The 24,033-nt window shown below is 71.4% G+C and carries 25 protein-coding genes; 16 read left to right on the top strand and 9 right to left on the bottom strand.

The window, feature by feature from the left end; genetic code table 11:
- Positions 1-68: 68 nt before the first annotated feature.
- Complete coding sequence (locus OJ962_RS24930) at positions 69-1,064, bottom strand: YihY/virulence factor BrkB family protein (RefSeq protein WP_202958161.1); 996 nt, start codon at positions 1,062-1,064, stop codon at positions 69-71.
- 61 nt (positions 1,065-1,125) lie between these two features.
- Between OJ962_RS24930 and pyk the strand changes: the two genes are divergently transcribed.
- Together pyk and OJ962_RS24920 are read left to right on the top strand one after the other, a co-directional pair.
- On the top strand, positions 1,126-2,538 hold the full coding sequence (gene pyk / locus OJ962_RS24925; protein ID WP_202958160.1) for a pyruvate kinase: 1,413 nt from the start codon (positions 1,126-1,128) through the stop codon (positions 2,536-2,538).
- The gene (locus tag OJ962_RS24920) at positions 2,539-3,078 is read left to right on the top strand and encodes an ASCH domain-containing protein (RefSeq protein ID WP_202958159.1); all 540 of its coding nucleotides are present in this window, start codon (positions 2,539-2,541) and stop codon (positions 3,076-3,078) included.
- A 348-nt stretch (positions 3,079-3,426) separates the two neighbouring features.
- On the opposite strand, the gene OJ962_RS24915 is transcribed toward OJ962_RS24920, so the two are convergent.
- Both OJ962_RS24915 and OJ962_RS24910 read right to left on the bottom strand, forming a co-directional pair.
- Complete coding sequence (locus tag OJ962_RS24915) at positions 3,427-4,911, bottom strand: Ppx/GppA phosphatase family protein (protein ID WP_202958158.1); 1,485 nt, start codon at positions 4,909-4,911, stop codon at positions 3,427-3,429.
- Positions 4,911-5,288 carry a VOC family protein gene (locus OJ962_RS24910; protein ID WP_202958157.1) on the bottom strand — a complete coding sequence of 126 codons (378 nt, stop codon included), beginning with the start codon at positions 5,286-5,288 and terminating at the stop codon, positions 4,911-4,913. The genes OJ962_RS24915 and OJ962_RS24910 overlap by 1 nt, the downstream gene beginning before the upstream one ends.
- A gap of 26 nt (positions 5,289-5,314) precedes the next feature.
- On the opposite strand from OJ962_RS24910, the gene OJ962_RS24905 reads away from it, so the two are divergent.
- Genes OJ962_RS24905 through OJ962_RS24895 form a run of 3 tightly spaced genes read left to right on the top strand, consistent with a single transcriptional unit; the run spans position 5,315 to position 8,161 of the window.
- Positions 5,315-6,049 carry an MBL fold metallo-hydrolase gene (locus OJ962_RS24905; protein ID WP_202958156.1) on the top strand — a complete coding sequence of 245 codons (735 nt, stop codon included), beginning with the start codon at positions 5,315-5,317 and terminating at the stop codon, positions 6,047-6,049.
- 10 nt (positions 6,050-6,059) lie between these two features.
- On the top strand, positions 6,060-6,785 hold the full coding sequence (locus OJ962_RS24900) for a hypothetical protein (protein WP_202958155.1): 726 nt from the start codon (positions 6,060-6,062) through the stop codon (positions 6,783-6,785).
- Positions 6,785-8,161, top strand: a complete 1,377-nt coding sequence (locus tag OJ962_RS24895) for an ABC1 kinase family protein (RefSeq protein WP_202958154.1) — start codon at positions 6,785-6,787, stop codon at positions 8,159-8,161. The genes OJ962_RS24900 and OJ962_RS24895 overlap by 1 nt, the downstream gene beginning before the upstream one ends.
- On the opposite strand, the gene OJ962_RS24890 is transcribed toward OJ962_RS24895, so the two are convergent.
- From OJ962_RS24890 to OJ962_RS24880, 3 genes are read right to left on the bottom strand one after another with little or no spacing between them, the layout of a single operon-like run.
- Positions 8,151-9,986 carry a carbohydrate binding domain-containing protein gene (locus OJ962_RS24890; RefSeq protein ID WP_202958153.1) on the bottom strand — a complete coding sequence of 612 codons (1,836 nt, stop codon included), beginning with the start codon at positions 9,984-9,986 and terminating at the stop codon, positions 8,151-8,153. The genes OJ962_RS24895 and OJ962_RS24890 overlap by 11 nt on opposite strands.
- A 52-nt stretch (positions 9,987-10,038) precedes the next feature.
- Positions 10,039-10,767 (bottom strand): SDR family oxidoreductase, encoded by a 729-nt coding sequence (locus tag OJ962_RS24885; RefSeq protein ID WP_202958152.1) that lies wholly within the window; start codon positions 10,765-10,767, stop codon positions 10,039-10,041.
- A complete protein-coding gene (locus tag OJ962_RS24880; RefSeq protein WP_202958151.1) occupies positions 10,764-11,591 on the bottom strand; it encodes an imine reductase family protein in 828 nt (275 codons plus the stop codon). The genes OJ962_RS24885 and OJ962_RS24880 overlap by 4 nt, the downstream gene beginning before the upstream one ends.
- A gap of 81 nt (positions 11,592-11,672) precedes the next feature.
- Here OJ962_RS24880 and OJ962_RS24875 point away from each other — a divergent pair, with 81 nt between their 5' ends.
- Complete coding sequence (locus OJ962_RS24875; protein ID WP_202958150.1) at positions 11,673-12,047, top strand: winged helix-turn-helix transcriptional regulator; 375 nt, start codon at positions 11,673-11,675, stop codon at positions 12,045-12,047.
- Here OJ962_RS24875 and OJ962_RS24870 read toward each other — a convergent pair.
- On the bottom strand, positions 12,024-12,368 hold the full coding sequence (locus tag OJ962_RS24870) for a hypothetical protein (protein ID WP_202958149.1): 345 nt from the start codon (positions 12,366-12,368) through the stop codon (positions 12,024-12,026). The two genes, OJ962_RS24875 and OJ962_RS24870, sit on opposite strands and share 24 nt — an antisense overlap.
- Before the next feature lie 98 nt (positions 12,369-12,466).
- Here OJ962_RS24870 and OJ962_RS24865 point away from each other — a divergent pair, with 98 nt between their 5' ends.
- From OJ962_RS24865 to OJ962_RS24850, 4 genes are all read left to right on the top strand, one after another.
- Complete coding sequence (locus OJ962_RS24865) at positions 12,467-13,126, top strand: NUDIX hydrolase (protein ID WP_238932542.1); 660 nt, start codon at positions 12,467-12,469, stop codon at positions 13,124-13,126.
- Positions 13,123-13,437, top strand: coding sequence for a hypothetical protein (locus OJ962_RS24860; protein WP_202958148.1), 315 nt, complete (start codon positions 13,123-13,125; stop codon positions 13,435-13,437). The genes OJ962_RS24865 and OJ962_RS24860 overlap by 4 nt, the downstream gene beginning before the upstream one ends.
- A 1-nt stretch (position 13,438) precedes the next feature.
- Positions 13,439-17,725 carry a multifunctional oxoglutarate decarboxylase/oxoglutarate dehydrogenase thiamine pyrophosphate-binding subunit/dihydrolipoyllysine-residue succinyltransferase subunit gene (locus OJ962_RS24855; protein ID WP_202958147.1) on the top strand — a complete coding sequence of 1,429 codons (4,287 nt, stop codon included), beginning with the start codon at positions 13,439-13,441 and terminating at the stop codon, positions 17,723-17,725.
- 127 nt (positions 17,726-17,852) lie between these two features.
- The gene (locus OJ962_RS24850) at positions 17,853-18,620 is read left to right on the top strand and encodes a hypothetical protein (protein WP_202958146.1); all 768 of its coding nucleotides are present in this window, start codon (positions 17,853-17,855) and stop codon (positions 18,618-18,620) included.
- Here the strand turns inward: OJ962_RS24850 and OJ962_RS24845 are convergent.
- Positions 18,605-19,492, bottom strand: coding sequence for a DUF1028 domain-containing protein (locus OJ962_RS24845; protein WP_238932540.1), 888 nt, complete (start codon positions 19,490-19,492; stop codon positions 18,605-18,607). The genes OJ962_RS24850 and OJ962_RS24845 overlap by 16 nt on opposite strands.
- Here OJ962_RS24845 and OJ962_RS24840 point away from each other — a divergent pair.
- From OJ962_RS24840 to OJ962_RS24825, 4 genes are all read left to right on the top strand, one after another.
- Entirely contained in the window at positions 19,484-19,759 is a 276-nt protein-coding gene (locus OJ962_RS24840) for an MGMT family protein (RefSeq protein ID WP_202958144.1), read from the top strand. The two genes, OJ962_RS24845 and OJ962_RS24840, sit on opposite strands and share 9 nt — an antisense overlap.
- Positions 19,759-20,178 carry a secondary thiamine-phosphate synthase enzyme YjbQ gene (locus OJ962_RS24835; RefSeq protein ID WP_202958143.1) on the top strand — a complete coding sequence of 140 codons (420 nt, stop codon included), beginning with the start codon at positions 19,759-19,761 and terminating at the stop codon, positions 20,176-20,178. Before OJ962_RS24840 ends, OJ962_RS24835 begins: the two co-directional genes overlap by 1 nt.
- Entirely contained in the window at positions 20,175-20,531 is a 357-nt protein-coding gene (locus OJ962_RS24830) for a DUF2171 domain-containing protein (RefSeq protein WP_202958142.1), read from the top strand. Before OJ962_RS24835 ends, OJ962_RS24830 begins: the two co-directional genes overlap by 4 nt.
- Positions 20,532-20,629: 98 nt before the next feature.
- Positions 20,630-21,139 (top strand): hypothetical protein, encoded by a 510-nt coding sequence (locus tag OJ962_RS24825; RefSeq protein ID WP_202958141.1) that lies wholly within the window; start codon positions 20,630-20,632, stop codon positions 21,137-21,139.
- On the opposite strand, the gene nucS is transcribed toward OJ962_RS24825, so the two are convergent.
- Positions 21,136-21,804 (bottom strand): endonuclease NucS, encoded by a 669-nt coding sequence (gene nucS, locus OJ962_RS24820; protein ID WP_202958140.1) that lies wholly within the window; start codon positions 21,802-21,804, stop codon positions 21,136-21,138. The two genes, OJ962_RS24825 and nucS, sit on opposite strands and share 4 nt — an antisense overlap.
- A 30-nt stretch (positions 21,805-21,834) precedes the next feature.
- Here nucS and OJ962_RS24815 point away from each other — a divergent pair, with 30 nt between their 5' ends.
- The gene (locus tag OJ962_RS24815) at positions 21,835-23,031 is read left to right on the top strand and encodes a hypothetical protein (RefSeq protein ID WP_202958139.1); all 1,197 of its coding nucleotides are present in this window, start codon (positions 21,835-21,837) and stop codon (positions 23,029-23,031) included.
- Positions 23,032-23,042: 11 nt separating this feature from the next.
- Positions 23,043-24,014 carry a putative metal-binding motif-containing protein gene (locus OJ962_RS24810; RefSeq protein ID WP_270006676.1) on the top strand — a complete coding sequence of 324 codons (972 nt, stop codon included), beginning with the start codon at positions 23,043-23,045 and terminating at the stop codon, positions 24,012-24,014.
- Positions 24,015-24,033: the final 19 nt, after the last annotated feature.

The raw sequence follows: 24,033 nt of genomic DNA, 5'->3' as shown, positions 1-24,033 counted from the left end.
CGCAGAGCCTCAGGACGGGCCCGGACGTCTTCTCAGACGTTCACAACCTCTGAAGGCAGGAGACCTAGCTAGTCGTCCTTGAGCTTGGAGTCGTCGCGGAGCGGCAGGTAGGGCTCCTTGTCGGGCGGGTGCCCCTCGCGGATGGCCTTGGAGCGCTCCATCTCGGCGTTGAACTCGGCGCCGAGCAGGATGATGATGTTCGTGATCCACAGCCAGGTGAGGAAGACGATCACGCCGCCGAGCGAGCCGTAGGTCTTGTTGTAGGAGCTGAAGTTCGCGACGTAGAAGGCGAACAGGGCGCTCGCGGCGATCCAGAGCACGACGGCGAGCAGGCCGCCCGGCGTCACCCACGGGAAGCCGGGCTGCTTGACGTTCGGGCACGCCCAGTACAGCAGCGAGATCATGAAGCTCACCATGACCAGCAGGACGGGCCACTTGGCGATGTTCCAGACGTCGACGAACGTGCTGCCGAGGCCGATGAGGTTGCCGAACTCCTCGGCGACGGGGCCGGTGAAGACGACGGCGAGCGCGGTGATCGTGAGCAGCACGAGCAGCACGACGGTGATGGCGAGGCGGATCGGGATCTTCTTCCAGATCGGCCGGCCCTCGGGGGCGTCCCAGACGTTGTTGGACGCGTCCATGAACGCGCCGATGTAGCCCGAAGCCGACCAGATGGCGGCGGCGAGGCCGATGATCAGCGCGATCGTCGAGCCGCCCTGGTTCTGCTCGAGGCTGGTGAGGACGTTGGTGAGGATGTCCTTGGCGGGGCCGGGAGCAACCGTGCCCAGCTGGTCGAGCAGCGGCTGGGTGGCCGACGGGCCGATCACGCCCAGGACGGACACGAGCGCCAGGATCATCGGGAACAGGGACAGCACGCCGAAGTAGGTCAGTGCGGCCGCCCACGTGGTGAGCTTGTCCTCCCCGAACTGCTTGAAGGTGCGTTTGAGGATCGCCGGCCAGGACTCCTTGGGGAGATCGGTCGGCTTGTCGTGCTCGTCGTCGCCGTCGCGGCCGAAGCGACCCGACGACGACTGCGACTTGGACTCGCTTGCTGCTCGGGCCATGCTCCCGCGCTACCCACCGCACACACCCACGCATACGTCGCCCGCTAAGTTCCGGACACCCATGGAGCGCCGCACGAAGATCGTCGCCACGATCGGGCCCGCGTCCCGCGACCCGGAGATCCTCGCCAGGATGGTCGAGGCCGGGATGGACGTGGCCCGCCTGAACTTCTCTCACGGCACCGCCGACGAGCACGCGGAAACCGCGCGGCTCGTGCGCGAGGCCGCGGGTCGCGCCGGCCGCCAGGTCGCGATCCTGCAGGACCTGCCCGGCCCGAAGCTGCGCATCGGCAAGCTGCGCGACGGCGTCGTCGAGTTCAAGCCCGGCGACGAGACGACGTTCATCTGCGGCCCCGACGTGGGCGAGGGCGACGCGTCGAAGCTGTTCATCACGTACGCAGGGCTCGCCGACACGGTCGACAAGGACGAGGTCATGTACCTCGCCGACGGCGCCGTCCGCCTGCGCGTGCACGCCGTGCGGCCGGAGGCGGGCGAGATCGACGCCACGGTCGAGGTCGGCGGCGCGGTCGCGTCCCGCCAGGGCCTGAACATCCCCGGCGAGACGGCGGCGCTGCCGTCCGTGCCCGTGGAGGACCTCGAGCACGTCCGGACGGGCGAGCGGATCGGCGTGGACATCGTCGCGCTCTCGTTCGTGCGCCGCGCCGACGACGTCACCGAGCTGCGCAAGCACACGCGCCTCCCGCTCGTGGCCAAGATCGAGAAGCCCCAGGCCGTCCAGCGCCTGGAGGAGATCGTGCGCGCCGCGGACTGCGTGATGGTCGCGCGCGGCGACCTCGGCATCGAGCTCCAGATCGAGGACGTCCCCGTCGTCCAGAAGCAGATCATCTCGCTGGCGGGCGCCCTCGCCCGGCCCGTGATCACCGCGACGCAGATGCTGGACAGCATGGTCGCCTCCTCGCGGCCCACGCGCGCCGAGGTCACCGACGTCGCCAACGCGATCCTCGACGGCACCGACGCCGTGATGCTCTCGCAGGAGAGCGCCGTCGGCCAGTTCCCGATCGAGTCGGTGGCGATGCTGGCGTCGGTCGCCAAGCGCACGGAGTCGACCGGCCCCTACCGCGAGTGGAACGAGCGCCGGGTGCGGCGCGACCGCCGCGATCCTGCGTACACGCTGGCGTACACGGCCACGCGCGCCGCGCAGGAGCTGGGGCTCAAGGCGCTGGTGTGCCCGACGCTGTCCGGGCGCAGCGCTCGCCTGATCTCCGCGCACCGCCCGACGGTGCCGATCTTCGCGCTCTCACCCGGCCGCGAGACCGTCCGCCGCTGCGGGCTGATGTGGGGCGTGCAGGCCGCGTCGATGCGCCGCTACGAGGTCACCGAGGAGCTGATCGCGGCGGCCGCCAAGCGCGTCGTCGAGCTCGGCTGGTGCCAGCCGGGCGACCGCGTCGGCATCACCGCCGGCCTGCCTTCCGGCAAGCCGGGCACCACGTCGCTGCTGCAGATCCAAGAGGTCTAGGTGCTGTTCCGGCCCGCGGACCTCGAGGGGATCGCGGCCGGAACCGTGTCGCTCGCCTTCCGGCGCTGGGACAAGCCGCGCGTGACGGTCGGCTCGACCCAGAAGACGCACGTGGGGATTGTCGAGTTCACCTCGTGCGAGCCGGTCGACTCGATCTCGGAGGAGGACGCGCGGGCCGCGGGGTTCGCGTCCCCGGACGAGGTCGAGGCGCGGATGCGCAAGACGGGGCGGGTGTACCGCGTGGGCCTGCGGCTCGCCGGCCCGGACCCGCGCGTGGCGCTGCGCTCGCAGCCGCCCGACGACGAGGTCTTCGCCCGGCTCGGCAAGTGGGAGTGGGCGGTGCCGTATCTCACGGCCATCGCCGAGCGGCCCGGCGTGCGGGCGCCCGACCTGGCCCAGTCGTTCGGGCGCGAGACCGCAGCGTTCAAGCGGGATGTGCGGAAGTTGAAGGAGCTCGGGTTGACGGAGTCGCTCGAGGTCGGCTACCGGTTGTCGCCGCGGGGGGAGTCGGTCTTGCGCGAGCTGGCGTCGGGCTCGTAGCCGTTACACCCCGCACCGAGGGAGGGAGGAGCGGGTGTTTCGCTCGTGCGGCGGGCGAAGGAGCGCCTCCCGGGGCTCCGCGCGGTGTTCCCTCGTGCCGCCGCGCTGCGTACCGTCAAGTTACGGGCTACGGAGACCACGTGGTGCGGAAGCGATCGTTTCGTCCTGGTCCGGGCCTGAAATGACCACGCTCCAATCCAACCGCGCTCCGAACAAAGGGGGTGCGGTCGATTAGTTGCCGTGGGAGCAGCTTTCCGACCTCACCCCCTCCAAGCGCCTGTTCGTTCCGCGAGATCCGCCGGACCGCGCCGCCCCACGATGTCCCGTACGCAGCACGGCGATTGTCTCTCAGCGCACGATCAGACCGCGACCGAACGCCCGCTCGAACAGATCGCTCTGCCGCTCGGCCGCCCATCGCGCGATCCGCGTGTCTCCCGACGCGCGCAACGTCAATTCCGCCGTGCCGTTCAGGACCGAAACCTCGACGTCGTGCACCGACTGGTCGCGAGAGCGCTCGAACTGCTCGGCCAACCGGACGCACGCCGCGATCCGGTCCAGCGCCGCGCGGTCGCCGTCATGCAGCACCGGCGAGAACTCGCCCGGGGAGGGCGTGCCCTTGCGGTGGTAGCGCGCGGCCTGGCCGATCAGCGCCGCCTCACGGGGCGAGAAGCCCGGCAGGCCCGCGTTGAGGATCAGGTAGCGGGAGTGCTTGTGGTGGTCGTCGTAGTCGACGGCGACGCCGATGTCGTGCAGCATCCCGGTCGCCCAGACGAGCTCGCGCTCCGCGGCTTCGCCCGGGTGCAGGCCGTGGGCGGCGAGCGCGTCCCAGAGCTCCAGGGCGAGCCGCGCGACGTGCTCGGCGTGCGCGAAGTCGGTGTCGTACTGGGAGGCGAGGTTGCGCACGGCGTCGCGCCGCACGTCGCTCGACAACCCGTCGGGATGGCGGCGCTCGAAGAAGACGCCCTCGCGCAGGCCGGCCTCGGTGGCCTCGAGGGCGTCGAAACCGCCGGCCTCCATCACGCCGTCGATCACGAGCGCGCCGGCGAGGATGAGATCGCCGCGCGAGGCCTTGATGCCCGGGACCTCGCCGCGCTCCTCGGGCGCCAGCGAGGAGAACGTCTCGATCAGGTCACGGAGCGCCTCGCGCGTGACGCAGAAGCCCTGGATGCCGTAGGACGGGAGGTCGGCCGCGAGCTGCGCCGCCGCGGCGAGGTTGCGCACGGTGCCGCCGACCGCCACGAGCCGGCCACCCTCGCTCAGCCACTCGGCGCTCGCCAGCTCGGCCGCGACGTGCTCGCGCAGCGCCTCGGTCTTCTTCTTCTTGCCCGGCGCGAAGCGCTCGGTCATGCGCACCGCGCCGAGCGGCCACGAGCGAGCGTCGACAGCGTCCCGCCCCACCACCCGCGTCAGCTGCATCGAGCCGCCGCCGAGATCGAGCACGACGCCGTCGCTCAGCGTCGTCGTGTTGACCGCCGCGAGGTAGCCGTAGCGGGCCTCGGCCGGACCCGGCAGCACCTCGACCTCGAGGCCGGAGCGCTCCCGCGCCGCCGCCAGGAACTCGGCCTGGTTGGACGCGTCACGGATCGCCGAGGTGGCGACGGGCCGGATCTCGTCGACCCCGGTCGCCGCGCAGAAGTGCGCGTAGAGCTCGAGCGTCTCCAGCGCGCGCTCCATCGGCTCCGGCTGCAACGCGCCGGAGCCCTCCAGCCCTTCGCCCACGCGCACGGACTCGTGGATCTCGTCCGTGCGCTTCCACCACGTGTCCGTGTAGCTGAAGACGACGAGGCGGAAGGAGTTGGACCCGCAGTCGATGACAGCGAGTCGCCGCTCCATCACCCCTTGTTCTTCTCGATCAGCTCGATCCGGTAACCGTCGGGATCGCGGACGAAGGCGATGAACGAGCCGCCCTCGCGCACCTGGTACGGCGGCTTCTCGGGCTCGATGCCCTGGCCCTTCAGCCGCTCCAGCGTCCCGTTGATGTCGTCGACGGTGAGCGCGATGTGGTTGTAGCCCGTGCCGAGCTCGTAGGAGTCGACGCCGTGGTTGTAGGTCAGCTCGAGCCGGTCGCCGTCGCCCGGCAGGCCCATGAAGACGTTGATCGCCTCGTCGCGGATGTTCATCCGCCGCCGCTCCTCGAACCCGAGCGCCTCGTAGAAGGCCACGGACCGGTCGATATCGCCGATCCGGTAGCAGGTATGAATCAGCTCCATAGCGTCGCGAGAGTACCGTCATGGCCATGATCGTCGAGCGCTCCATGAGTGATGGCTGGCTGACCAACACCTACCTCGTCGCGGCGGGGCCCAACACCGACGCGTTCCTGGTCGACGCGGGCGGGCCGATGGAGCCCTTGTTCGCGAAGGCGTCCGAGCACGGGCTCAACGTGACGCACATCCTGCTCACCCACCACCACGGCGACCACGTGTCCGCCCTCGGCGACGCGCTCGAGCGCTACCCGGACGCCCAGGTCCTCGCGCACCCCGAGGAGCGCGTCCCCGGCACCACGGGCGACCTGCATCCCGGCGACGAGCTCACCATCGGCGGGCTCAACGTCAAGGCCCTGCACACCCCGGGCCACACCGCCGGCATGCTGAACCTGCTCGTCGACGGCAAGGAGCTGTTCACCGGCGACACCCTGTTCAAGGGCTCGGTCGGCGGTGTCCGCGCGCCCGGCAGCACCTCCTTCGAGGACATCAAGCACTCGATCATGGAGGTCATCCTCACGCTGCCGCCGGAGACGGTCCTGCGCCCCGGCCACACGGAGCCGAGCACCGTCGGCGACGAGCTCGAGCACAACAAGTTCGTGCGTCTCTGGCGCGGCCTGGACCCCGAGGGCGACGAGCCCTGCAAGGCGCTCGGCGAGGACGCCACCCTGATCCTTCTGGGCGACGACTACGACGGCGGTCACAAGGCCTGGGTGCGCTGGCCCGACGGTCGCGACGACATCGTTCCGGGCTCCAAGATCGAACGCTAGTGTCGATGGGGTGAGCCCCGACCCCAAGGAAGACAGACAGGGCGGCCTCCAGCTCTCCACCCTCCTGATCTCGAGCCTCTCCGCCGTGGCCGCGGCGGTGGTCGTCCCCATGTTCTGGGAGCGCGGCTCGTTGATCGCGACGGCCGTCACCCCGATCATCGTGGCCCTCGTCACCGAGGCCCTGAACCGCCCCACGAAGGTGATCACGCAGACCGTCCCGCGCGTCACCCGCCGGACCGGGACGGGCGCCGCGGTGCGCGCCGAGCAGCCCACGGGCGTCGGCGCGCGCGGCGAAGGCCCGGAACGGGTACCCCGATGGGGCGATGAGGACGATCCCTTCGGCCTGCGGGCCCCGGAGCGCAGACGGCGCGGCTTCCCGTGGAAGCTCGGCATCGCGACCGGGCTCGTGGCGGCGGTCATCGGCGCGGGTGTCGTGACGGCGTCCGAGCTCGCCATCTTCGGCCACTCCGTCGGCGGCGGCGAGGGCCGCTCCACGAGCGTCTTCGGCGGCAGCCGCGACGTCGAGGAGACACCCACGCCGACCGCGACCCCGACGGCCACGGAGCAGGCGACGGAGACCCCGACGCCGGAGGCGACCGAGACGCCCACGCCGACGGTCACCGAGACGGCGACGCCCACCCCGTCGGCCTCCCCCACCGCCACACCGCCGCTTCAAGCCACCCCGACGCCGCAGGTCGCCCCGACCACCACCCCCACGATCGCGCCGACCCCCTAGTGGCCAAGGACAAGATCCCGACCTCGCGCATCTCGCGCACGGCGAGGGTGTCCAGCCTCGCCGCCGGCCAGGCGGCGAGGCACCTGGGCACGCGCGCGACGAACATCGCCCGTTCCGAGGAGGGACGCAGCGCCGCGCTCGAGCGCCGCCACCTGGAGGCCGCCGAGCAGATCGTCACCGCGCTCGGCACGATGAAGGGCGCGGCGATGAAGCTCGGGCAGGTGATGAGCTTCCTCGACGTCGGGCTCGTGCCGGAGGAGCACCGCGAGGAGTTCCAGCGCAAGCTGGCCAAGCTGCGCGACGCCGCGCCGAACGTCTCCTTCGCGGGCATGCGCAAGGTGATCGAGAGCGAGCTCGGCGGGCCGCTGAAGGAGCACTTCGCGGAGTTCGACTCCGAGGCCATCGCCGCCGCCTCGATCGGCCAGGTCTACCGCGCCCGGCTGCACGACGGCCGCGAGGTGGCGGTCAAGGTCCAGTACCCGGGCGTCGCCGCGGCGGTCCGGGCGGACATGCAGAACCTCGGGATGATCCTGCGGCTGATGAAGCGGGTTGCGCCCGGCCTCGACGTCAAGAACACCGCCGAGGAGATCCGCAGCCGCATCTACGACGAGCTCGACTACGAGCTCGAGGCGCAGAACCAGCGCGCGCTCGCCCGCATCTTCAAGGGCCACCCGTTCATCGTCGTCCCGCCGGTCGTGAGCGAGCTCAGCGCGGAGAAGGTCCTGACCAGCGAGTTCGTCCGGGGCGTTGGGTTCGACTCGGTCAAGGAGGCCGACCAGGCCACGCGCGATCGGGTCGGCGAGATCGTCTTCCGCTTCTACTTCGGCTGTATGTACCGCCACCGGCAGTTCTCAGGCGACCCGCACCCCGGCAACTTCCTGCTGTTGCCCGACGAGCGCGTCGCGTTCCTGGACTTCGGCCTGTTCAAGGTGATGCCGAAGCACCTGATCGACCTCGAGCTCGAGACCCAGCGCGCCGGCCACGAGGGCGACGCCGAGCGCCTGTGGGAGATCTGGGCCGAGGGCGGCCTGCTTAAGCGCCCGGACAAGTTCCGCCCGGACAAGCTGCTCTCACAGTTCCTCGACGCGACCTGGTGGTACCTGACCGACGAGGAGCTCGAGCTGACGCCCGAGATCGCCACGCAGGTGATGATCGACATGGCCGACCCGCGCTCGGAGCACTTCGGCCAGATGCGCCACGAGACGCTCCCCGCCGACCACATCTTCGGCCGCCGCGTGGAGACCCTGACGCTCGCGGTCCTCGGCCAGCTGCGCGCGCGCGGCAACTGGCACCGGATCGCGCGCGAGTGGATCTACGACGACGAGCCCGTCACCGAGCTCGGCCGCGCGGAGACCGCCTTCTACCTCAGCAGGTGATCTTCGGCTTCGTCGTGCCCGGGACGAAGCAGGCCCGCCGGCCGGCGACCCGGCGGCGCTTGGCGACCCTGTCGACCACCGTCGCGCTCAACCGCCCCGGCATCGTCACCCGGACCGTGATGCGCGCGCCGTTGCGCAGCGTCCGGCCGCGCAGGCGCTTGATCTGGATGCGCTTGTTGCCCTTGCCCTTGGTGACGGTCTTCTTGCACCCGCGCGAGCAGGTGACGACCACGCGCGCGCCCTTGGTCGCCTCGACGTAGTACCGGAGCACGCGGATCCCGCGTCGCGTCCGCGCGTAGCTGATCGACGTGTCGTTGGTGAGCCCGAGCGGGCAGCCACGGCGGATGGCGCCGCCCTTCATCGTCGGGCACACGTCGGCGGAGTCCGGGATGCCGTCCCCGTCGCCGTCCGGCGCGGGCGGCGGCGGGGCGACGTCCGGCCCGGTCAGGAGCGCGTCGTCGCGCGCGTTGCCGGCGCTCAGCGAGGCGCCGTCGACGTCGAGCTCGGCGCCGGGCGTGTCGAGCACGACCTCCGCGCGCAGGCCGCCGTGGTCGGTGCCGGCGTCCAGCGGGGCCGAGACGAGCGTCCAGCGCGGCCCGACGTAGAACGGCGTCGCGCCGCTCTCACCGCTGGAGCCGGTGAGCACGACGGACCCGCGCGCGCCCGTGGGCGAGCGCAGCCAGACCGAGAACGAGCGGCTCTGGCCGGCCTTCAGCGCGATCGGCGCCTCCTGCACGAACGAGCGTCCGGGCACCTCGGTGCGGACCGCGCCGTAGCCGCTGCCCTCCCGCGCCACGCCGGCGGTCACCTCGGTGGACGCGGTGAGCGCGCCGCGCGGGAAGCGGTCCCAGCTGCGGAAGAACCCCTGCTCGAAGGAGGCGTTCCCGAGCTCGTTGGTGCGCAGCTGCGCGCCGTCGACGTACATCTGGATGCCCGGCGTGACCATGAAGAGTTGCGCGCGCAGGGTCGAGTGGCCGCGCACCGGGCTGAGCGTCGCGCTGACCAAACTCCAACCGGCTCCGGCGGTGAAGCTCGTGGCCGAGGACTCCTCGGGCGTGTCGCCGAGGCCCCACAGCACGGCGGTGCCGCTCACGGGCTGGCCGCTGACCGAGCGCACCCAGACCGAGAACGTGTAGCTCGCGCCCGGGCCGACGCCGACGCCGTGGTCCTGGTAGATCGACCGGTTGGCCACGGCGGTGCCGACGACGCCCGCCCACAACCCGTCGCGCGCGCCGTCGTCGATCTTGGCCGCCGAGGCCTCGAGGTCCGCGCTCCAACCCGCCGGCGACCCGAGCTCGAACGAGCTGTTGTCCAGGCCCACGTCGTGCAGCTGGGCGCCGTCGACGAGCAGCCCCTGTCCCGTCGTGTGCATGTACACCTGAGCCCGCAGCGCGCTGTGCTCGCGTTGCGTGTTGAGCGTGGCCGTCACCAGCGTCCACTCGCCGCCCGCCGTGAAGTTCGTGCCCGTGCCTTCGGTCTCGGTGTGCAGGATGCCGAACAGCGCGAGCGTCGCCTTCACGGGCTGGCCGTTGGCCGACTTGACCCACATCGACAGGCTGTAGCTGCGCCGGGCCAGCACCGTGGTGGTGACGTCCTGATGGAACGAGTTGCCGCTCTGCGCGGTCTGTGCGACGCCGACCCCGGCGCCCTCCCGCGCGACGCCCGGCGTCGTGAGCGTGCCCACGTCCATCTGGTTGCCGCCGTACGGCGCCCAGCCGGCGAACGACGGCCGCTCGAACGAGGCGTTGGTCAGCAGGTTGGCGTGCGCGGCGGGCGCCACGAGCGCCGTCAGCACGAGCGCGAGGAGCAGGGTGAGGCGAGACATCGCCGCCGCACGGTAGCTCGCGAGCGCGGGGGAAAGCCTCAGCTGGACGAATCTACGCCGCGGCGGGTACGTCGAGCGCTTCGCCCAGGCCACCGTCCACGGCCAGGCGCGCGCCGGTGGTGAACGTCGCCTCGAACGCGAGGAAGACGACCGCGCGGGCGACCTCCTCGGCGGTTCCGTGGCGGCGCATGGGCGTCACGGCGTCACCGACGGCGTGGAACGCCGCCCGGTCCTCGTCGCTGATCCCCTCGATGCCGTACGACGGCGTGTCGATGAAGCCGGGGCTCACGGCGTTGACGCGGATGCCGCGCGGCGCCAGCGCCGCAGCGAACCCCGCGACCATGGAGCGCGCCGCCGCCTTGGCCGCGCCGTAGACGATCATCTCGGGCGAGCCACCCTGGTCGGCGACCGAGCTCGTGAAGACGATCGCGCCCCCGTCGCGCACGAGCGGCGCCAACTTCTGCACGGCGAAGAACGCGCCCTTGGTGTTGACGTCGAACGTGCGGTCGTACGAGCTCTCGGTCACGGCTTCCGGCGGCTCCAGCTGCGCATAGCCGGCGTTGACGTGCAGCAGGTCGATCTGCCCGAAGCGCTCGCGCACGGCCTCGGCGAGCGCGTCGAGGTCCGCGAGGCGCGTGAGGTCGACGTGGACGTCGCCCGCGCGCCGGCCCGTGACCAGCGCCGAAGCGCCCTCGGCGCGCAGCAGCGCGGCGGTCGCTTCGCCCATGCCGTGCGTCCCGCCGAGGATCACCGCGGTCCGTCCCGCGTAGCGCCCGCTCATGCCGCCACCGGCTCGCGCAGAAGCTCGACGAGCGCGGACAGGTCCTCGTCTCCGTGGCCCGCGGCGACGCCCTCGGCGATCAGCGCCTCGATCGGCGCCATCAGGTCCGCGCGCACGCCGTACTCGCGCGCGACGTCGGTGAGCTTGACGCCCGCCGCCTGCATCGCCAGCGGGCTCGCGGTCGGGTGCTCGCCGGCCTCGACCCGCTCGGCCATCCCGGGCAGGTCGCCCGCCATCTCGGCCACGAACGAGGCAAGCAGACCGCTCAGCTCTGTCGCGGTCCCGCCCGCGGCGCGGACGAGCGCGAACGCCTGCAGCGCGCCGCCGACCATGCCGTACATCCCGCTCAGCAGCGCGAGGTCCCACAGCGAGGCGTCGGCGACCTCCATCACCGTGCCGAGCGTCTCGAGCGCGGCCGGAGCGCCGCCGCTGACGAACAGCAGCGCCGTCTCCGTCCCGATCGCGGGCGGCACGGCGAGGATGGCGCCGTCGATGTAGGTCCCGCCCTGCGCGCCCACGCGCTCGCCCGCCGCGCTCGTCGAGGCGGTCGTCGTGGTGGTGAAGTTGACGATCGTGCGCCCCGTCAGGTCGCCGGCCCCGGCGAGCAGGTCCTCGGCCACGTCGGCGCCGGCGACGCAGACGAGCGTGAGCGGGCTCGCGGCGATCGCGTCGGCCACGCTCGCGGCGGCGGTGGCGCCCTCGACGGTGCGCGGCGTGCGGTTCCAGACGGTGGTCGGGTGCCCGGCGGCGACCAGCGTCGAAGCCAGCGCGCTGCCCATCGCGCCGAGCCCGATCACCGTGACTGCAGGCTTGTGCTCTGTCATGGCGACGATGGTCCGGGGGCACGGTACGATCGTCAAGTACCTACGCAAAAGTGGGGTACCTACTTCAAAGTGAGAAACACGATGAGCGCTGACGACATCGTCCCTCCGTACGAGTGCGGGCTGGACGCCGCGGTCGAGGTGATCGGCGGCAAGTGGAAGGTCTCGATCCTGTGGGCGCTGGCCGAGCGTCCGCGCCGGCCGGGCGAGCTGCGCCGCGGCGTGAAGGGCATCAGCGAGAAGATGCTGATCCAGCAGCTGCGGCAGATGGAGGCCGACGGGCTCGTCCAGCGCACGGCCTACCCGGAGATCCCGCCGCGCGTCGAGTACTCGCTGACCCCGCTCGGTCAGTCGCTCAACGAGGCGCTGATCCCGCTCGGCGACTGGGGCGACGAGCACATGGGCGCGATCGCCGAGTGCCGGAGCCGTCGGGTGTCAGCAGCAGCGGAACGTGTTTGACGAGCCGTAGCCGGGACCGACCGGCTGCAGCTCGCGCGTGGAGACCGCGTCGACGACCTCCTCGACCTCTTCCTCTTCCTTGCGGCCGCCGCCGTCCGGCTCGGCGTCGCACGTCACCCGCAGGCGACCGGAGGTCACGGAACCGTCAGCGACGACGACCAGGCCGCAGATGACGTCGCCCTCTTCCCAGCCCAGGCGCTCGATGTCGAAGAACGCCATGTGGACCTCGGTGGCCTTGCCCTTCCAGCGGCACGTCTTGTCGTGATGCTCCTTCGCATCGCACACGACCTTCATGTTCTTGCTGGAAGCCTCGACGCTCACGTCCGGAAGGGTACCCGGCGAGAGTGGCCCAGGGGCCACTTCGCTGCGAGTTCTCGCCCTAGGGGCTCGAGCTCGCGCGGCGAGCTAGTCTCAGCGTGTTGCCCTACCCACCCGGAATCCTCGCGCGCGGGCCGTGGCCGCTGGACCGGGTGTCCTCGCACTGGAGCGGCACGACGTACGAGCCTTCGCCCGAGCACAGCGCGGCGGCCGATCGCGTCATCCAGGAGCTGCGCGACCGCGGCTCACCCGCGCACGACGGCGTGGCCGCGCGCCTGGTGGGCTTCACCGCCGAGGACGGCGACCTGCGGCTCGAGCTCGAGGAGATGCGCTGGGCGTTGCGGCTGATCGGCGACTCCGTCGGCGCCCTGAGCGTGCTGTGCGTCGTGCGCGACCACGAAGGCCGCTGGCTCGCCGGCCGGCGCGCGCCGTGGGTGGCCAGCTGGGCCGGCGTGTGGGCGCTCGGCGCCGGCGGCGCGGTCGACGCGGGCGAGCGGCCCGAGCTCGCACTGGGACGGGAGTTGCAGGAGGAGTGGAGCGTCGAGCCCGAGCGCATTCAGGTCGAGGCCCTGCTCGCGACGCCCGGGAACATGGCGATGTTGATCGGCCAGGCGTGGCTTGCGCCGGGCGCGCAGGTCACGCGCGACCCCGAGCACGACGCCCACGCATGGTGGCCCGCCGACCCGGAAAGTTGGCCTGAAGAAGCACATCCGCAACTTCGGCGGATGGCCACGTTGCTAGTTACCGAAAGCCCCGCATGAGCTTCCGCACCCTGAAGTATCTGTCGTTCGTCCATTCGGCCGTCTACACGGCCCTGCTGGTCGTCTCGATTGCAGGCGTGTTAGACGATGTGAAGTACGTGTTGGGCTGGGCGCACGGCATCGGCTGGATCTTCATGTCGCTGCTATGCGTGGACGCAGTGCGACGCCGCGTGATCCCGCTCTGGCTCGGGGTGATGGTCGCGGTCGTCGGTGGGGTAGGGCCCTTTGCGGGCAGCATCGGATTTGTGTGCAGAGCGGCGTCCGAAAGCAGCGCCGAGAATCCCTCAACGCGATATGGTCTAGGACCTTGATATGGCGGTAAACACCACGGTCGAAGTGGTCATGCCCCCGATGGGCGACTCGGTCACCGAGGGCTCCATCCTGGAGTGGCATAAGCAGGAAGGCGACGAGGTCTCCGAAGACGAGACACTGGTCGAGGTCTCCACCGACAAGGTGGACGCGGAAGTTCCCTCACCGGTCTCCGGCACCGTGGTCAAGATCCACGCCGCCGAGGGCGACACGATCGGTGTCGGCAGCGTTCTCGCCGAGATCGCACCGAGCGACGGCTCCGGCCCCGCGCTCGAAGGCGATGCCGACGAGGACGAGGGCGACAGTCCGCCCGGCGACGGCGGCGATGAGGGCACCGTCATCGAGATCGAGATGCCCGCCATGGGCGAGTCGGTCTCCGAGGGCACGATCCTCGAGTGGTCCAAGGCCGTCGGCGACAGCGTCGCCGAGGACGAGACGCTCGTGGAGATCTCCACCGACAAGGTGGACGCCGAGGTCCCGTCCCCCGCGGCCGGCACGATCACCGAGCTGCTGGCCGAGGCCGGCGACACCGTCACCGTCGGCCAGGTCATCGCCCGCATGACCAGCGGCAACGGCGCCGCTCCGAAGCAGGCCGCCCCGGCACCCGAGGTCACCGACTCCCGCCCCGGCACCGACGCCGACAGCCAGACCGTCGAGACGCCCGAGGGCCTGAAGGTCACGCCGGTCGCGCAGCGCGTCGCCGCCGCGCAGGGCATCGACCTCAGCAAGGTCAAGGGCACGGGCCCCAACGGCCGCATCGGCAAGGCCGACGTCCTGAACTTCGAGTCCAACGGCGCCACCGCCGCGCCGTCCGCGCCGGCTCCGACCGAGGGCAAGCAGACCCTGCTCAAGGGCGCGAGCGCGATGCTCGCCCGCTACATGGACGAGTCGCGCGCGATCCCGACCGCGACCTCGTTCCGCACCTTCACCGTCACCACGCTCGACGGCTACCGCAAGCAGCTCAAGGCCGGCGGGCAGAAGGTCTCCTTCACGCACCTGATCGCGTACGCGATCGCCCGCGCGGCGACCGAGCAGATGCCGGTCATGGCGACGCACTTCGCCGAGATCGACGGCAAGCCGCACGTGATCGACGACGGCGGCGTGAACCTCGGCATCGCCGTGGACGTCGAGAAGAAGGGCGGCGGCAGGACGCTCATGGTCCCGGTGATCAAGGACGCCGGGCGCCTCACGTTCCCGCAGTTCCTGGACGCCTTCAACGTCCTGATCGGCAAGGCGCGCGACAACAAGCTCACCGCCGACGACCTGCAGGGCGCGAACGTCTCGCTCACCAACCCCGGCGGCATCGGCACCATCGCGTCCGTGCCGCGCCTGATGAACGGGCAGGGCACGATCGTCGCCACCGGCGCCATCGGCTACCCGCCCGGCCTCGGGGCCATCGGCGCCACGATCGGCGCCGAGAAGGTGATGACGATGACGTCGACCTACGACCATCGCATCATCCAGGGCGCCGAGTCCGGTCAGTTCCTGCAGGTGGTCGAGCAGTACCTGCAGGGCGAGCACGGCTTCTACGAGCAGGTCTTCTCCGACCTCGGCGTGGAGATCGGCGCGGCGCCCACCGCCCCGACGCCCCAGGCCATCGCCGCCGCGACGCCGGAGACCAAGACCGAGCCGGCGCCGGCCACCTCGGCCGAGCCGAACCTGGAGCTGCTGCAGGCGGTCCAGGCCGCGATGTCGCTGATCAAGGCGCACCGCACGCACGGCCACCTGGCCGCGCGCCTGGACCCGCTCGGCTCCGAGCCCGAGGGCGACCCCGCGCTCGATCCCGAGCCGCTCGGCCTCTCGCAAGAGTTGATGGCCAAGATCCCGGCCTCGATCCTGCGTGTCGGCGTCCCGGGCGAGACGCTCGCGGACGTCATCCCGCGCCTGCGCGAGACCTACTGCGGCACGATCGCCTACGAGATCGAGCACATCGCCTCGCACCGCCAGCGCGTCTGGCTGCGCGAGAAGATCGAGACGGGCGCCTTCCGCAAGCCGCTGTCGGCGGACGAGAAGCATGCGCTGCTGCGCCGCCTGACGCAGGTGGACTCGCTCGAGCGCTTCATGCACAAGGCGTACCTGGGCCAGAAGCAGTTCTCGGTCGAGGGCCTGGACATGACGGTCCCGATGCTCGACGAGATGATCCAGCTCGCGGCCGCCGAGGGCGCGCGCGAGGTGGTCATCGGCATGGCCCACCGCGGCCGTCTGAACGTGCTGGCCCACAACCTGGGCCGCGCGTACGAGACGATCTTCCGCGAGTTCGAGGGAGCGTCCTCGATCGAGGCCGTAACCACGATCCCGCAGGGCGGCACCGGCGACGTCAAGTACCACCACGGCGCCCAGGGCACCTATCAGTGCGGCGACACCGACAGCGTGCTCGTGCGACTGGAGTCCAACCCGTCGCACCTCGAGTACGTCGCGCCCGTCGTGACCGGCGCCACGCGCGCGATCCAGACCACGCGCCAGGGGACGCACGCGCAGCTGGACACCAGCGCCGCCGTGCCGATCGTCCTGCACGGCGACGCGGCCTTCCCGGGCCAGGGCGTCGTGGCGGAGACGTTCAACCTGCAGGCGCTGGACGGCTACACCGTCGGCGGCACGCTGCACCTGATCCAGAACAACCAGGTCGGCTTCACGACGGACCCGGACGACTCGCGCTCCACGCGCTGGGCCTCCGACCTCGCGAAGGGCTTCGACGTGCCGATCTTCCACGTCAACGCCGACGACGTGGCCGCGTGCGTGAGCGCCGTGCGGCTTGCGTTCGCGTTCCGCCAGGAGTTCGGCCACGACGTCCTGATCGACCTGATCGGCTACCGCCGCTACGGCCACAACGAGGCGGACGAGCCCGCTTACACGCAGCCGGAGATGACGGCCAAGATCAAGGCCAAGAAGCCGGTGCGGGAGCTGTTCGCGGCGTCGCTGGTGAACGACGGCACGATCACCCAAGAGGAAGCCGACGCCGTCGCCGCCGAGATCTGGGACGACCTCGCCAAGCGCCACCGCGAGCTCAAGGAGCAGCTGGCCAGCGCGGGCAACGAGCAGCCGACGGGCGGCTACGAGCTGGACCGCTCGGCCTCGCCGGACGTCAAGACGCAAGTCTCGAAGGACCGTCTGCAGACGCTCAACGAGGAGCTGCTGCGGATCCCCGAGGGCTTCACCGTGCACCCCAAGCTGATCAAGCAGCTGGAGCGCCGGCGGACCGCGATCGGGCCCGACGGCGGCATCGACTGGGCGCAGGCCGAGGCGCTCGCCTACGCGTCGCTGCTCACCGAGGGCACGCCGGTGCGCCTGACCGGCCAGGACGCCGAGCGCGGCACGTTCTCGCAGCGTCACCTCGTCCTGCACGACCCGAAGACGGGGCAGCGGATCTCGCCGATCCAGTCCCTGCCGGGCGCGCTGGCGCCGATGGAGCTGCACAACTCGCCGCTGAGCGAGATCGCGTGCCTCGGCTTCGAGTACGGCTACTCGATGGAGGCGCCGGAGACGCTCGTGCTGTGGGAGGCCCAGTTCGGCGACTTCGTCAACTCGGCGCAGGTCATCATCGACCAGTTCATCGTGTCCGCGCTGTCGAAGTGGGGCCAGACGACGCGCCTGACGCTGCTGCTGCCACACGGCTACGAGGGTTCGGGTCCGGAGCACTCCTCCGGCCGGCTGGAGCGGTTCCTCTCGCTGGCCGCGGAGGGCAACATCCGCGTCGCCAACCTCACGACGCCGTCGCAGTACTTCCACATGCTGCGCCGCCAGGCGCGGGTCGCCAAGCAGCGCCCGCTGGTGATCATGACCCCGAAGTCCCTGTTGCGCCTGCCGCAGGCGACGTCGCGGATCGAGCACCTCGCCGAGGGCCGCTTCTTCCCGGTCCTCGCCGAGCCGCGGATCGACGAGGAGAAGGTGACCCGGCTGGTGCTGTGCACCGGCAAGATCTACTACGACCTCAAGGGCCACGCCACGCGCGAGAACAACGAGTCCGTCGCGATCACCCGCGTCGAGCTGCTGTACCCGTTCCCGCAGGGGCAGATCCTCGAGGAGGTCGGGCGCTACCCGAACCTCAAGGAGGTCCTCTGGGTGCAGGAGGAGCCGCGCAACATGGGCGCCCGCGCGCACATGTCGCCTCGCCTGCTGCAGATCCTGCCGCCGGACATCGAGTTCGGGTACGTCGGCCGGCCGGAGCGCGCCTCGCCGGGCGAGGGCTACCCGGCCGCGCACACCGTCGAGCAGACGCGGATCATCCGCACCGCGCTGGACACCACCGTGCCGGTGTCCGTCAACCCGGACAAGCTCCCCGGGGAGCGTTAGTCGCCCTGAACGAAACCGCCCCGCGTTTGTTACGCGGGGCGGTTTTGCTTCGTAACGGACCGGACGAAGCGCTGGGCGAACCGTTGCAGCCGCGCAACTTGGCTGGGCCCACGGTGTCGCACAGGACATGAAGCGATTCCGGTTCTCCGGCCGCGCCGCGGTCATCTGCTCCCTCATCCTCGCCCTCGGCATCCCGTCGGTGGCGGTGGGCTTCGGCGAGGGGCGCAACCTCCTGCTCGGCAAGCGCAACCCGTCCAGCAACCCCGCGCTTGCGCTGAACTCCGAGACGGAGATCATCGCCGACAACACCACGTTCGGCACGCGTCAGTCCAACAAGCGCGACGGCGACGGCGGCGGCGCGATCTACGGCTGCCGCTCCAACCCGGGCAACGAGCCCTGCATCCGCTCGGTCAACCTCAAGGGCGGCCGCGCGTTCGAGTTCATCACCGTCGGCAAGGAAGGCGGCCGCATCGACATCGGCGGCGACAAGTCCGGCGCCCCGTTCACGACCAACGCCACGGGCGTCGCCACGGGCCTGAACTCCGACAAGCTCGACGGCAAGGAGGCCGCTGACTTCGCGGCCGCCACCAGCCTCACCTTCGCCGCGATCTCCGATCCGGGCGGCGACGCGACCCCGACTGCCGCCGGCCCGACCGGCCCGACCGTCACGCGCGCCACCGTCGACGGCAACTCCGTCTACACGGTCGACTTCAAGCGCGACGTCAGCAAGTGCTCGTACACGGCCGCCCCGGTGGGCTCGCCGAGCGACGTGACCCCGGGCGTGTCCGCGGTCGCCAACCAGGCCAACCAGGTCGCGGTCAACTGGGGCAACGACGGCGGCACGCCGACCCCGGCGCCGACGCGCGGCTCGTTCCACCTTCAGGTGATCTGCTGACGCACTGATTCTCCGGCCGGAGCGAACTCGGGTGAGAGCCGCGACAAGAGCGTCAACCAGTTCGGGTTGACCTCCGCGGCTCTCCTCACCGCAGCCACTCCAGCGTCCAGGTCACCGGCCTGGGCGCGGGCCAGGCCGGCCCAGAACAGCAGCTCGTCGGACTCGGGCGCGAGCTTGGCCGCCCGGTCGTAGAGCTCGCCGGCCTCCTCCGTCCGCCCCGCGGCGAGCAGCTCGTCCCCCGCACCCGCCAGGTCGTAGGCGCGCTGCAGGGTCAGGAGCCGCTTGAGCTCCACCAGCGGCTCGGGCGAGTCCTCCACGCGCAGGTCCACGGTCCGGCGCCACGGCTCCCCCTCCGGCGGGACCACGATCATCGCGGCGGACTGGCGGCCGCGGACGTCGCCGCCCTGCCCTTCCGCCGCCTCCAGCGCGGCGAGCAGGCGGTCCTGGAAGAGCCCGGTGGCCGCGGCAAAGGCGCTCGCCATCGCGTCCGGCACCGTCTCGGCGGCCATCATGTTCGCCTGGCAGCTGAAGGTGTCGCCCGCGACGTGGCCGGCGTGCGCGATGCAGTCCCCGCCCGTGTGGGTGGAGACGTGGCCGTGCGCGTCGACGAGCGCCACCTGGCGCACCTTGGCCAGCGGGTCGGCCGCGAGCAGCTCGCCGAGCGCCTGCGCGGCCGGGATCTTGTCGGCCAGGCGGTCGAGGGCGTTCGGCCCGTAGGCGGGCTCCACCACCGATTGCGTCGCGACGGCGCCGACGCCCGCACGCGCCCACGCGCACAGCGGGCCGACGGAGAACCAGTGCGACTGCACGGCCACCCCGAGCTCACCCGTCGCCGGGTCGCGGGCCACGATTGAATACGTCCCATGGCGCATGCACCGGACGATAGGGAGGCCGCCGTGCTCGCGCGCATCCGCGCGGTGCCAGAGGGCTTCGTGCGCGCGTACGGCGACGTCTCGCCGGGCGCGCCCCGCTTCGCGGGCACGGTGCTCGCCCACACGGAGGAGGACGTGCCGTGGTGGCGGATCGTCCGCGCCGACGGCTCACTCGCCAAGGGTGCGCGCCAGCGCGCGTTGCTCGAGGCCGAGGGCGTCCCGTTCCGCGGCGACCGCGTGGACATGCGGGCTGCCAGGATTCCGTGATGTGGATTCAGCGGGAAGTGACCCTGCGGCCGCGACCGCGCGGCTTTCACCTCATCACGCGTGACGTGCTCGAGGCGCTGCCCGAGCTGCAGCGGCTGCGGGTGGGCCTGCTGCACGTGTTCATCCGGCACACGAGCGCCTCGCTGACGCTGAACGAGAACGCGTCGCCGGACGTGCGCGAGGACTTCGAGACCTGGTTCAACGAGGCCGTGCCCGAGGACGCGCGCTTCTGGACGCACACGATCGAAGGGCCCGACGACATGCCGGCGCACATCAAGGCGTCCCTGCTCGGGCCGTCCTTGACGCTGCCGGTGGCAGGCGGACGGCTCGCAGTGGGTACCTGGCAGGGCATCTACCTGTGCGAGCACCGCGACCACGGCGGCGCGCGCTCGCTGATCCTGACCCTGAACGGAGAGTGACGATGGCCTCGTACTACACGCTGGAAGCCGGCGCGACCGTGCGCGCGAGCGACGGGACCGAGGTCGGCAAGGTCGAGCACGTCCTGGCCGACAGCGCTGCCGACATCTTCGACGGGCTCGTGATCGACGTGAGGACCGGGCCCGGCGGGCACCGCTTCGTCGACGCACCGCAGGTCGCGCAGATGGACGAGGACGGCGGCGTGACCCTGACGCTGAGCGAGCGTGAGGTGGAGCAGCTGCCCGAACCGGCTGAGAACCCGGCGACGATGAGCGCCGAGCCCGCGGACCTGGACCGCAGCGAGCTGCACGAGAAGCTCCGCCGCGCCTGGGAAGTGATCTCCGGAAAGGGCTAGGCCAGCCGTATCGGGAGGGGTGTGGTTGACCGCACTGCGCAAAGATCAGGGACGGTTCCCCGACGACGGGGCGGGCCCAGGCCGGGAGCATGCGGCCCATGAACAAGATCCTCCCCGCCCTGCTGAGCGCCGCCGCCCTCCTCTTCGCCGGCGCCGGCAGCGCTCAGGCCGCCACGCCCACCGGCACCGACTACTACTTCACCCCGGGCTCCTACCTGACGATCACCGACCATGAGACCTTCGGCGCCAACGAGGTCAAGACATTCGACCTCTCCAACCTGTACGTGGGTCGCATCACCGGCCAGACGTCCAAGCTGTTCAAGGTCAGCCGCTGCGCCGGCGGCGAGGTCCGCATCGACCTCGAGATCACGCTCAAGCGCGAGGACCTCAACATGAACCGCTTCGAGGTGTTCGCGAAGATGTTCGAGGGCGCGAGCTGCAACAGCGACGACTACGACGGCGGCGCGATCGACGGCTGGATGAACGCGTTCTACACGCGGCCCTCGCTCATCAACTCCGGCGCGGTCGTGCTCGACATCGCGAACAAGTACGAGGGCGGCGACTTCGCCAAGACCTCGTTCCAGCTGTACGGGAACGCCGTCTACTAGCCGAACAACGTGAGCGCGGGCTCGCGCTCGCCGCGCAGCACCGCGAGGTCCACCTCGACCCAGGTGAGCCCGCGCGATTCGGCCAGCACGCGTGCTTGCGGCTTGACGATCGTCGCCGCGAGCACGCCCCGGCAGTCCGCCTTGGCCGGGTCCAGCCGGATCCGCTCGAGGTAGCGGCTGAGCTGCTCGACGGCCTCGATCGTGCCGATGCGCTTGATCTCCACCGCGATCCAGCCGTCGGCCTCGTCGCGGCACATCAAGTCCACGGGGCCGATGTCCGTCGGCCATTCGCGCCGCACGAGCCGGAACCCCTCGCCGCACCAGTGCGGCGCGTCCGCGAGCGCGACCTGCAGGTCGGCCTCCACGCCGTCCTTGCTCAGCCGGGCGGCGTCGAAGTCCATCGTGTGCGTGACGTCGCTGAGCACCTCGTGCAGCGTGATCTCGAGCTGGTCCTCGCCCTTGACCTTGCGCACCGTGATCGTCTCGCCCTCCTCGATCACGGCCGTCGGCGGCGTCATCCAGTTCAGCGGCTTGTAGCCGCCGGCGTCGGCGTGGACGAGGACGCTGCCGTCGGCCTTGAGCATGATCAATCGCAGCGCTTCCGGCAGGTGGGCGGTGAGACGGCCGGTGTAGGCGACGGAGCAGCGGGCGACGATCAAGCGCATGGGCCGACCAGGGTACGCCAGGCTTCGGACATGGCGTTGACGTACACGATCGTGCTCGCCGGTGCGGCGGCGCGCCGCCGCGTGATCACGCGGTTGGGGTTCACGCGGGATCGCTTCGACCGCTCCGGGGAGGTGTGGCGCGGGCGTTTCGACGAGCTCGGGCTGAGCATCGCGCTCGAATCGGGCCGGCACGGGCGGTTCCAGTGCGGGCCGTGGGAGTTCAACCCGGACCGCTACCTGTGCGTGGAGATCGAGCTCGACGCCGAGCGGCTGGGCACGGCCGTCGCCCACGTGGCGGCGCTCACGGAGCGCGTGCTGGAGACGGGTGAGGAGCCTGTGGCCGTGATCGCGTTCGGCGCCGTCATGGTGCTCACGCGCGAAGGCACGCTGCGCCGCCACGAAGCGACGTGGCCGGGCCTCTACCCGGCCGAGCCGGTCGATCCGGCCGTGCTCGCGCCGGTGGTCGAAGGGCTGCCGCACGAGCGCGGCGCGGTGGAGGCCCTCGCGGACACACTCATCGCGTCGGCGACGCCGCTCACCCGGCGTGAGGCCGAGGCGGTCGTCGCGCTCGGCGCCGCGACCGGGGCCGATCCCGCCCGGGTCACGTCGGTGCGCGCGTTGTCCAGCCCCGCCGAGCGCGTCGTGTTCGACGCGATCGTCACCCAGTTCCACGCGAACACCGTCGTCGCGCTCGACGAACGCGTGCTCGAGCAGGGCGACGCCACGGCGCAGGACTGGACGCTCGGCTGGGGTCCCGTCCTGGCCCGCGCCGCCGCCCGCCAGCTGCTCGAGATCGCCGCCGACCCGGCCCATCCTCTGCGTGAGCCGCTCAACGACACCGCCTGGCTGCACTGGTTCGACGGCGAGCTCGGCCCACTCGGCCACGCGCTGGCGCAGCGGATCGGCGATCGCGTGCAGGCGTTGACCGCGGCGGCGGAGGCGGCGATCGTGAGCGCCTTCACGCGGTCCTTCAACGGCGACGACACCGATGACGAGGACGACGCCGGCATCGCCGCCGGGCAGATCCTCCAGCGCTGTGACCGCGAGTCCGCGCTCGCGGCCGCCCGCTGGCTGCGCGTGGCCGCCGACCACGCCGCCGACCCGCTGATCGGCCGCGTCGAAGCGGCGTCCGGATTCGACTGGAGCGGCGACGAACGGGCCCGCGCGCGCTTCCAGGCCGTCGCGCGCGAGATCGCCGATCAGCTGGAAATGGAGCCGCTGATCTGAGAGGCTGGCCCATGATGCGGGCGGTGTCGGGCGCGGTGACGGTGGCGTTGATGTTGTTGGTGGTGGCAACAGCGCAGGCCGAGCGTGTCGACATGATGCCCGCGTGGGCGTGGGCCTGGGTCGACAATCAGCCGTTCGTGGACCCGAGCACGGGCGCGCCGCTGCCCGCGAACAGCGCACACCCGCGCGGCCAGGTCAAGGACCGCGGGACCCCGGACAGCTACTCGGTGAAGATGACCGTGACCGCGCTCGGCGCGTCCGGCCAGGCCCTTGACCAGTACACGGTCGCCGACGGCAGCGCGGTCTACCGCAGCCTCGAGCGGCGGCTCAACCTGTCGGCCCCGGTGCTGGCGGTGCGCTTCGAACTGTGCACGGTGCCGGCCGCGGAGTGCATGACGAACACCTTCAGCCGCCCGCCGTCGCCCGCGCCGACGCCCGCCCCTGGCGGACCGGCGCCGGGCGCGACGCCGACGCCGGTCCCCCAGCCCGCGCCGGCGCTCGACCGTGACGGCGACACCTTCCCCGACACCGTCGACTGCAACGACACCAACGACGCCATCTTCCCCGGCGCCCGGGAGTACCCCGGCAACGGCCGCGACGACGACTGCGCGGGCGGCGACCAGGCCGCGAAGATGCCGGGCGCCGTCAAGCACGACTGGGCCGTCACGCCCCGGACGAACCCGAAGGTCCGGTCGATGCGCGTGCGCGACGCGCTCCCGAGCGCGCAGGTCACGGTCACCTGCGAAGGCCGCGGCTGCCCCTTCAAGCTCCGCCGCGCGACGACGGACCGGCACGGAGAGGTGTCGCTGACCAGGCTCTTCAAGGGCCGGCGCCTGCGGCAGGGAACCCGCGTCGAGGTCGCCGTCGCTGCGCCGAACATGATCACCAAGGTCACGCGCTTCGACATCCGCCGCGGCGTCACGCCGACCGGCAAGAGCCTGTGCGTGCCCGTCGGCCGGCTCGAGCCGCAGCGGCACTGCTGATCGCCGCCCGCCGCTCGTA

The sequence above is a fragment of the Solirubrobacter deserti genome (genome assembly GCF_027587175.1).
Taxonomy (GTDB): domain Bacteria; phylum Actinomycetota; class Thermoleophilia; order Solirubrobacterales; family Solirubrobacteraceae; genus Solirubrobacter; species Solirubrobacter deserti.
Note: the sequence above shows the minus strand (reverse complement) of the source record. Positions and strands in the feature narration are given on the sequence as shown.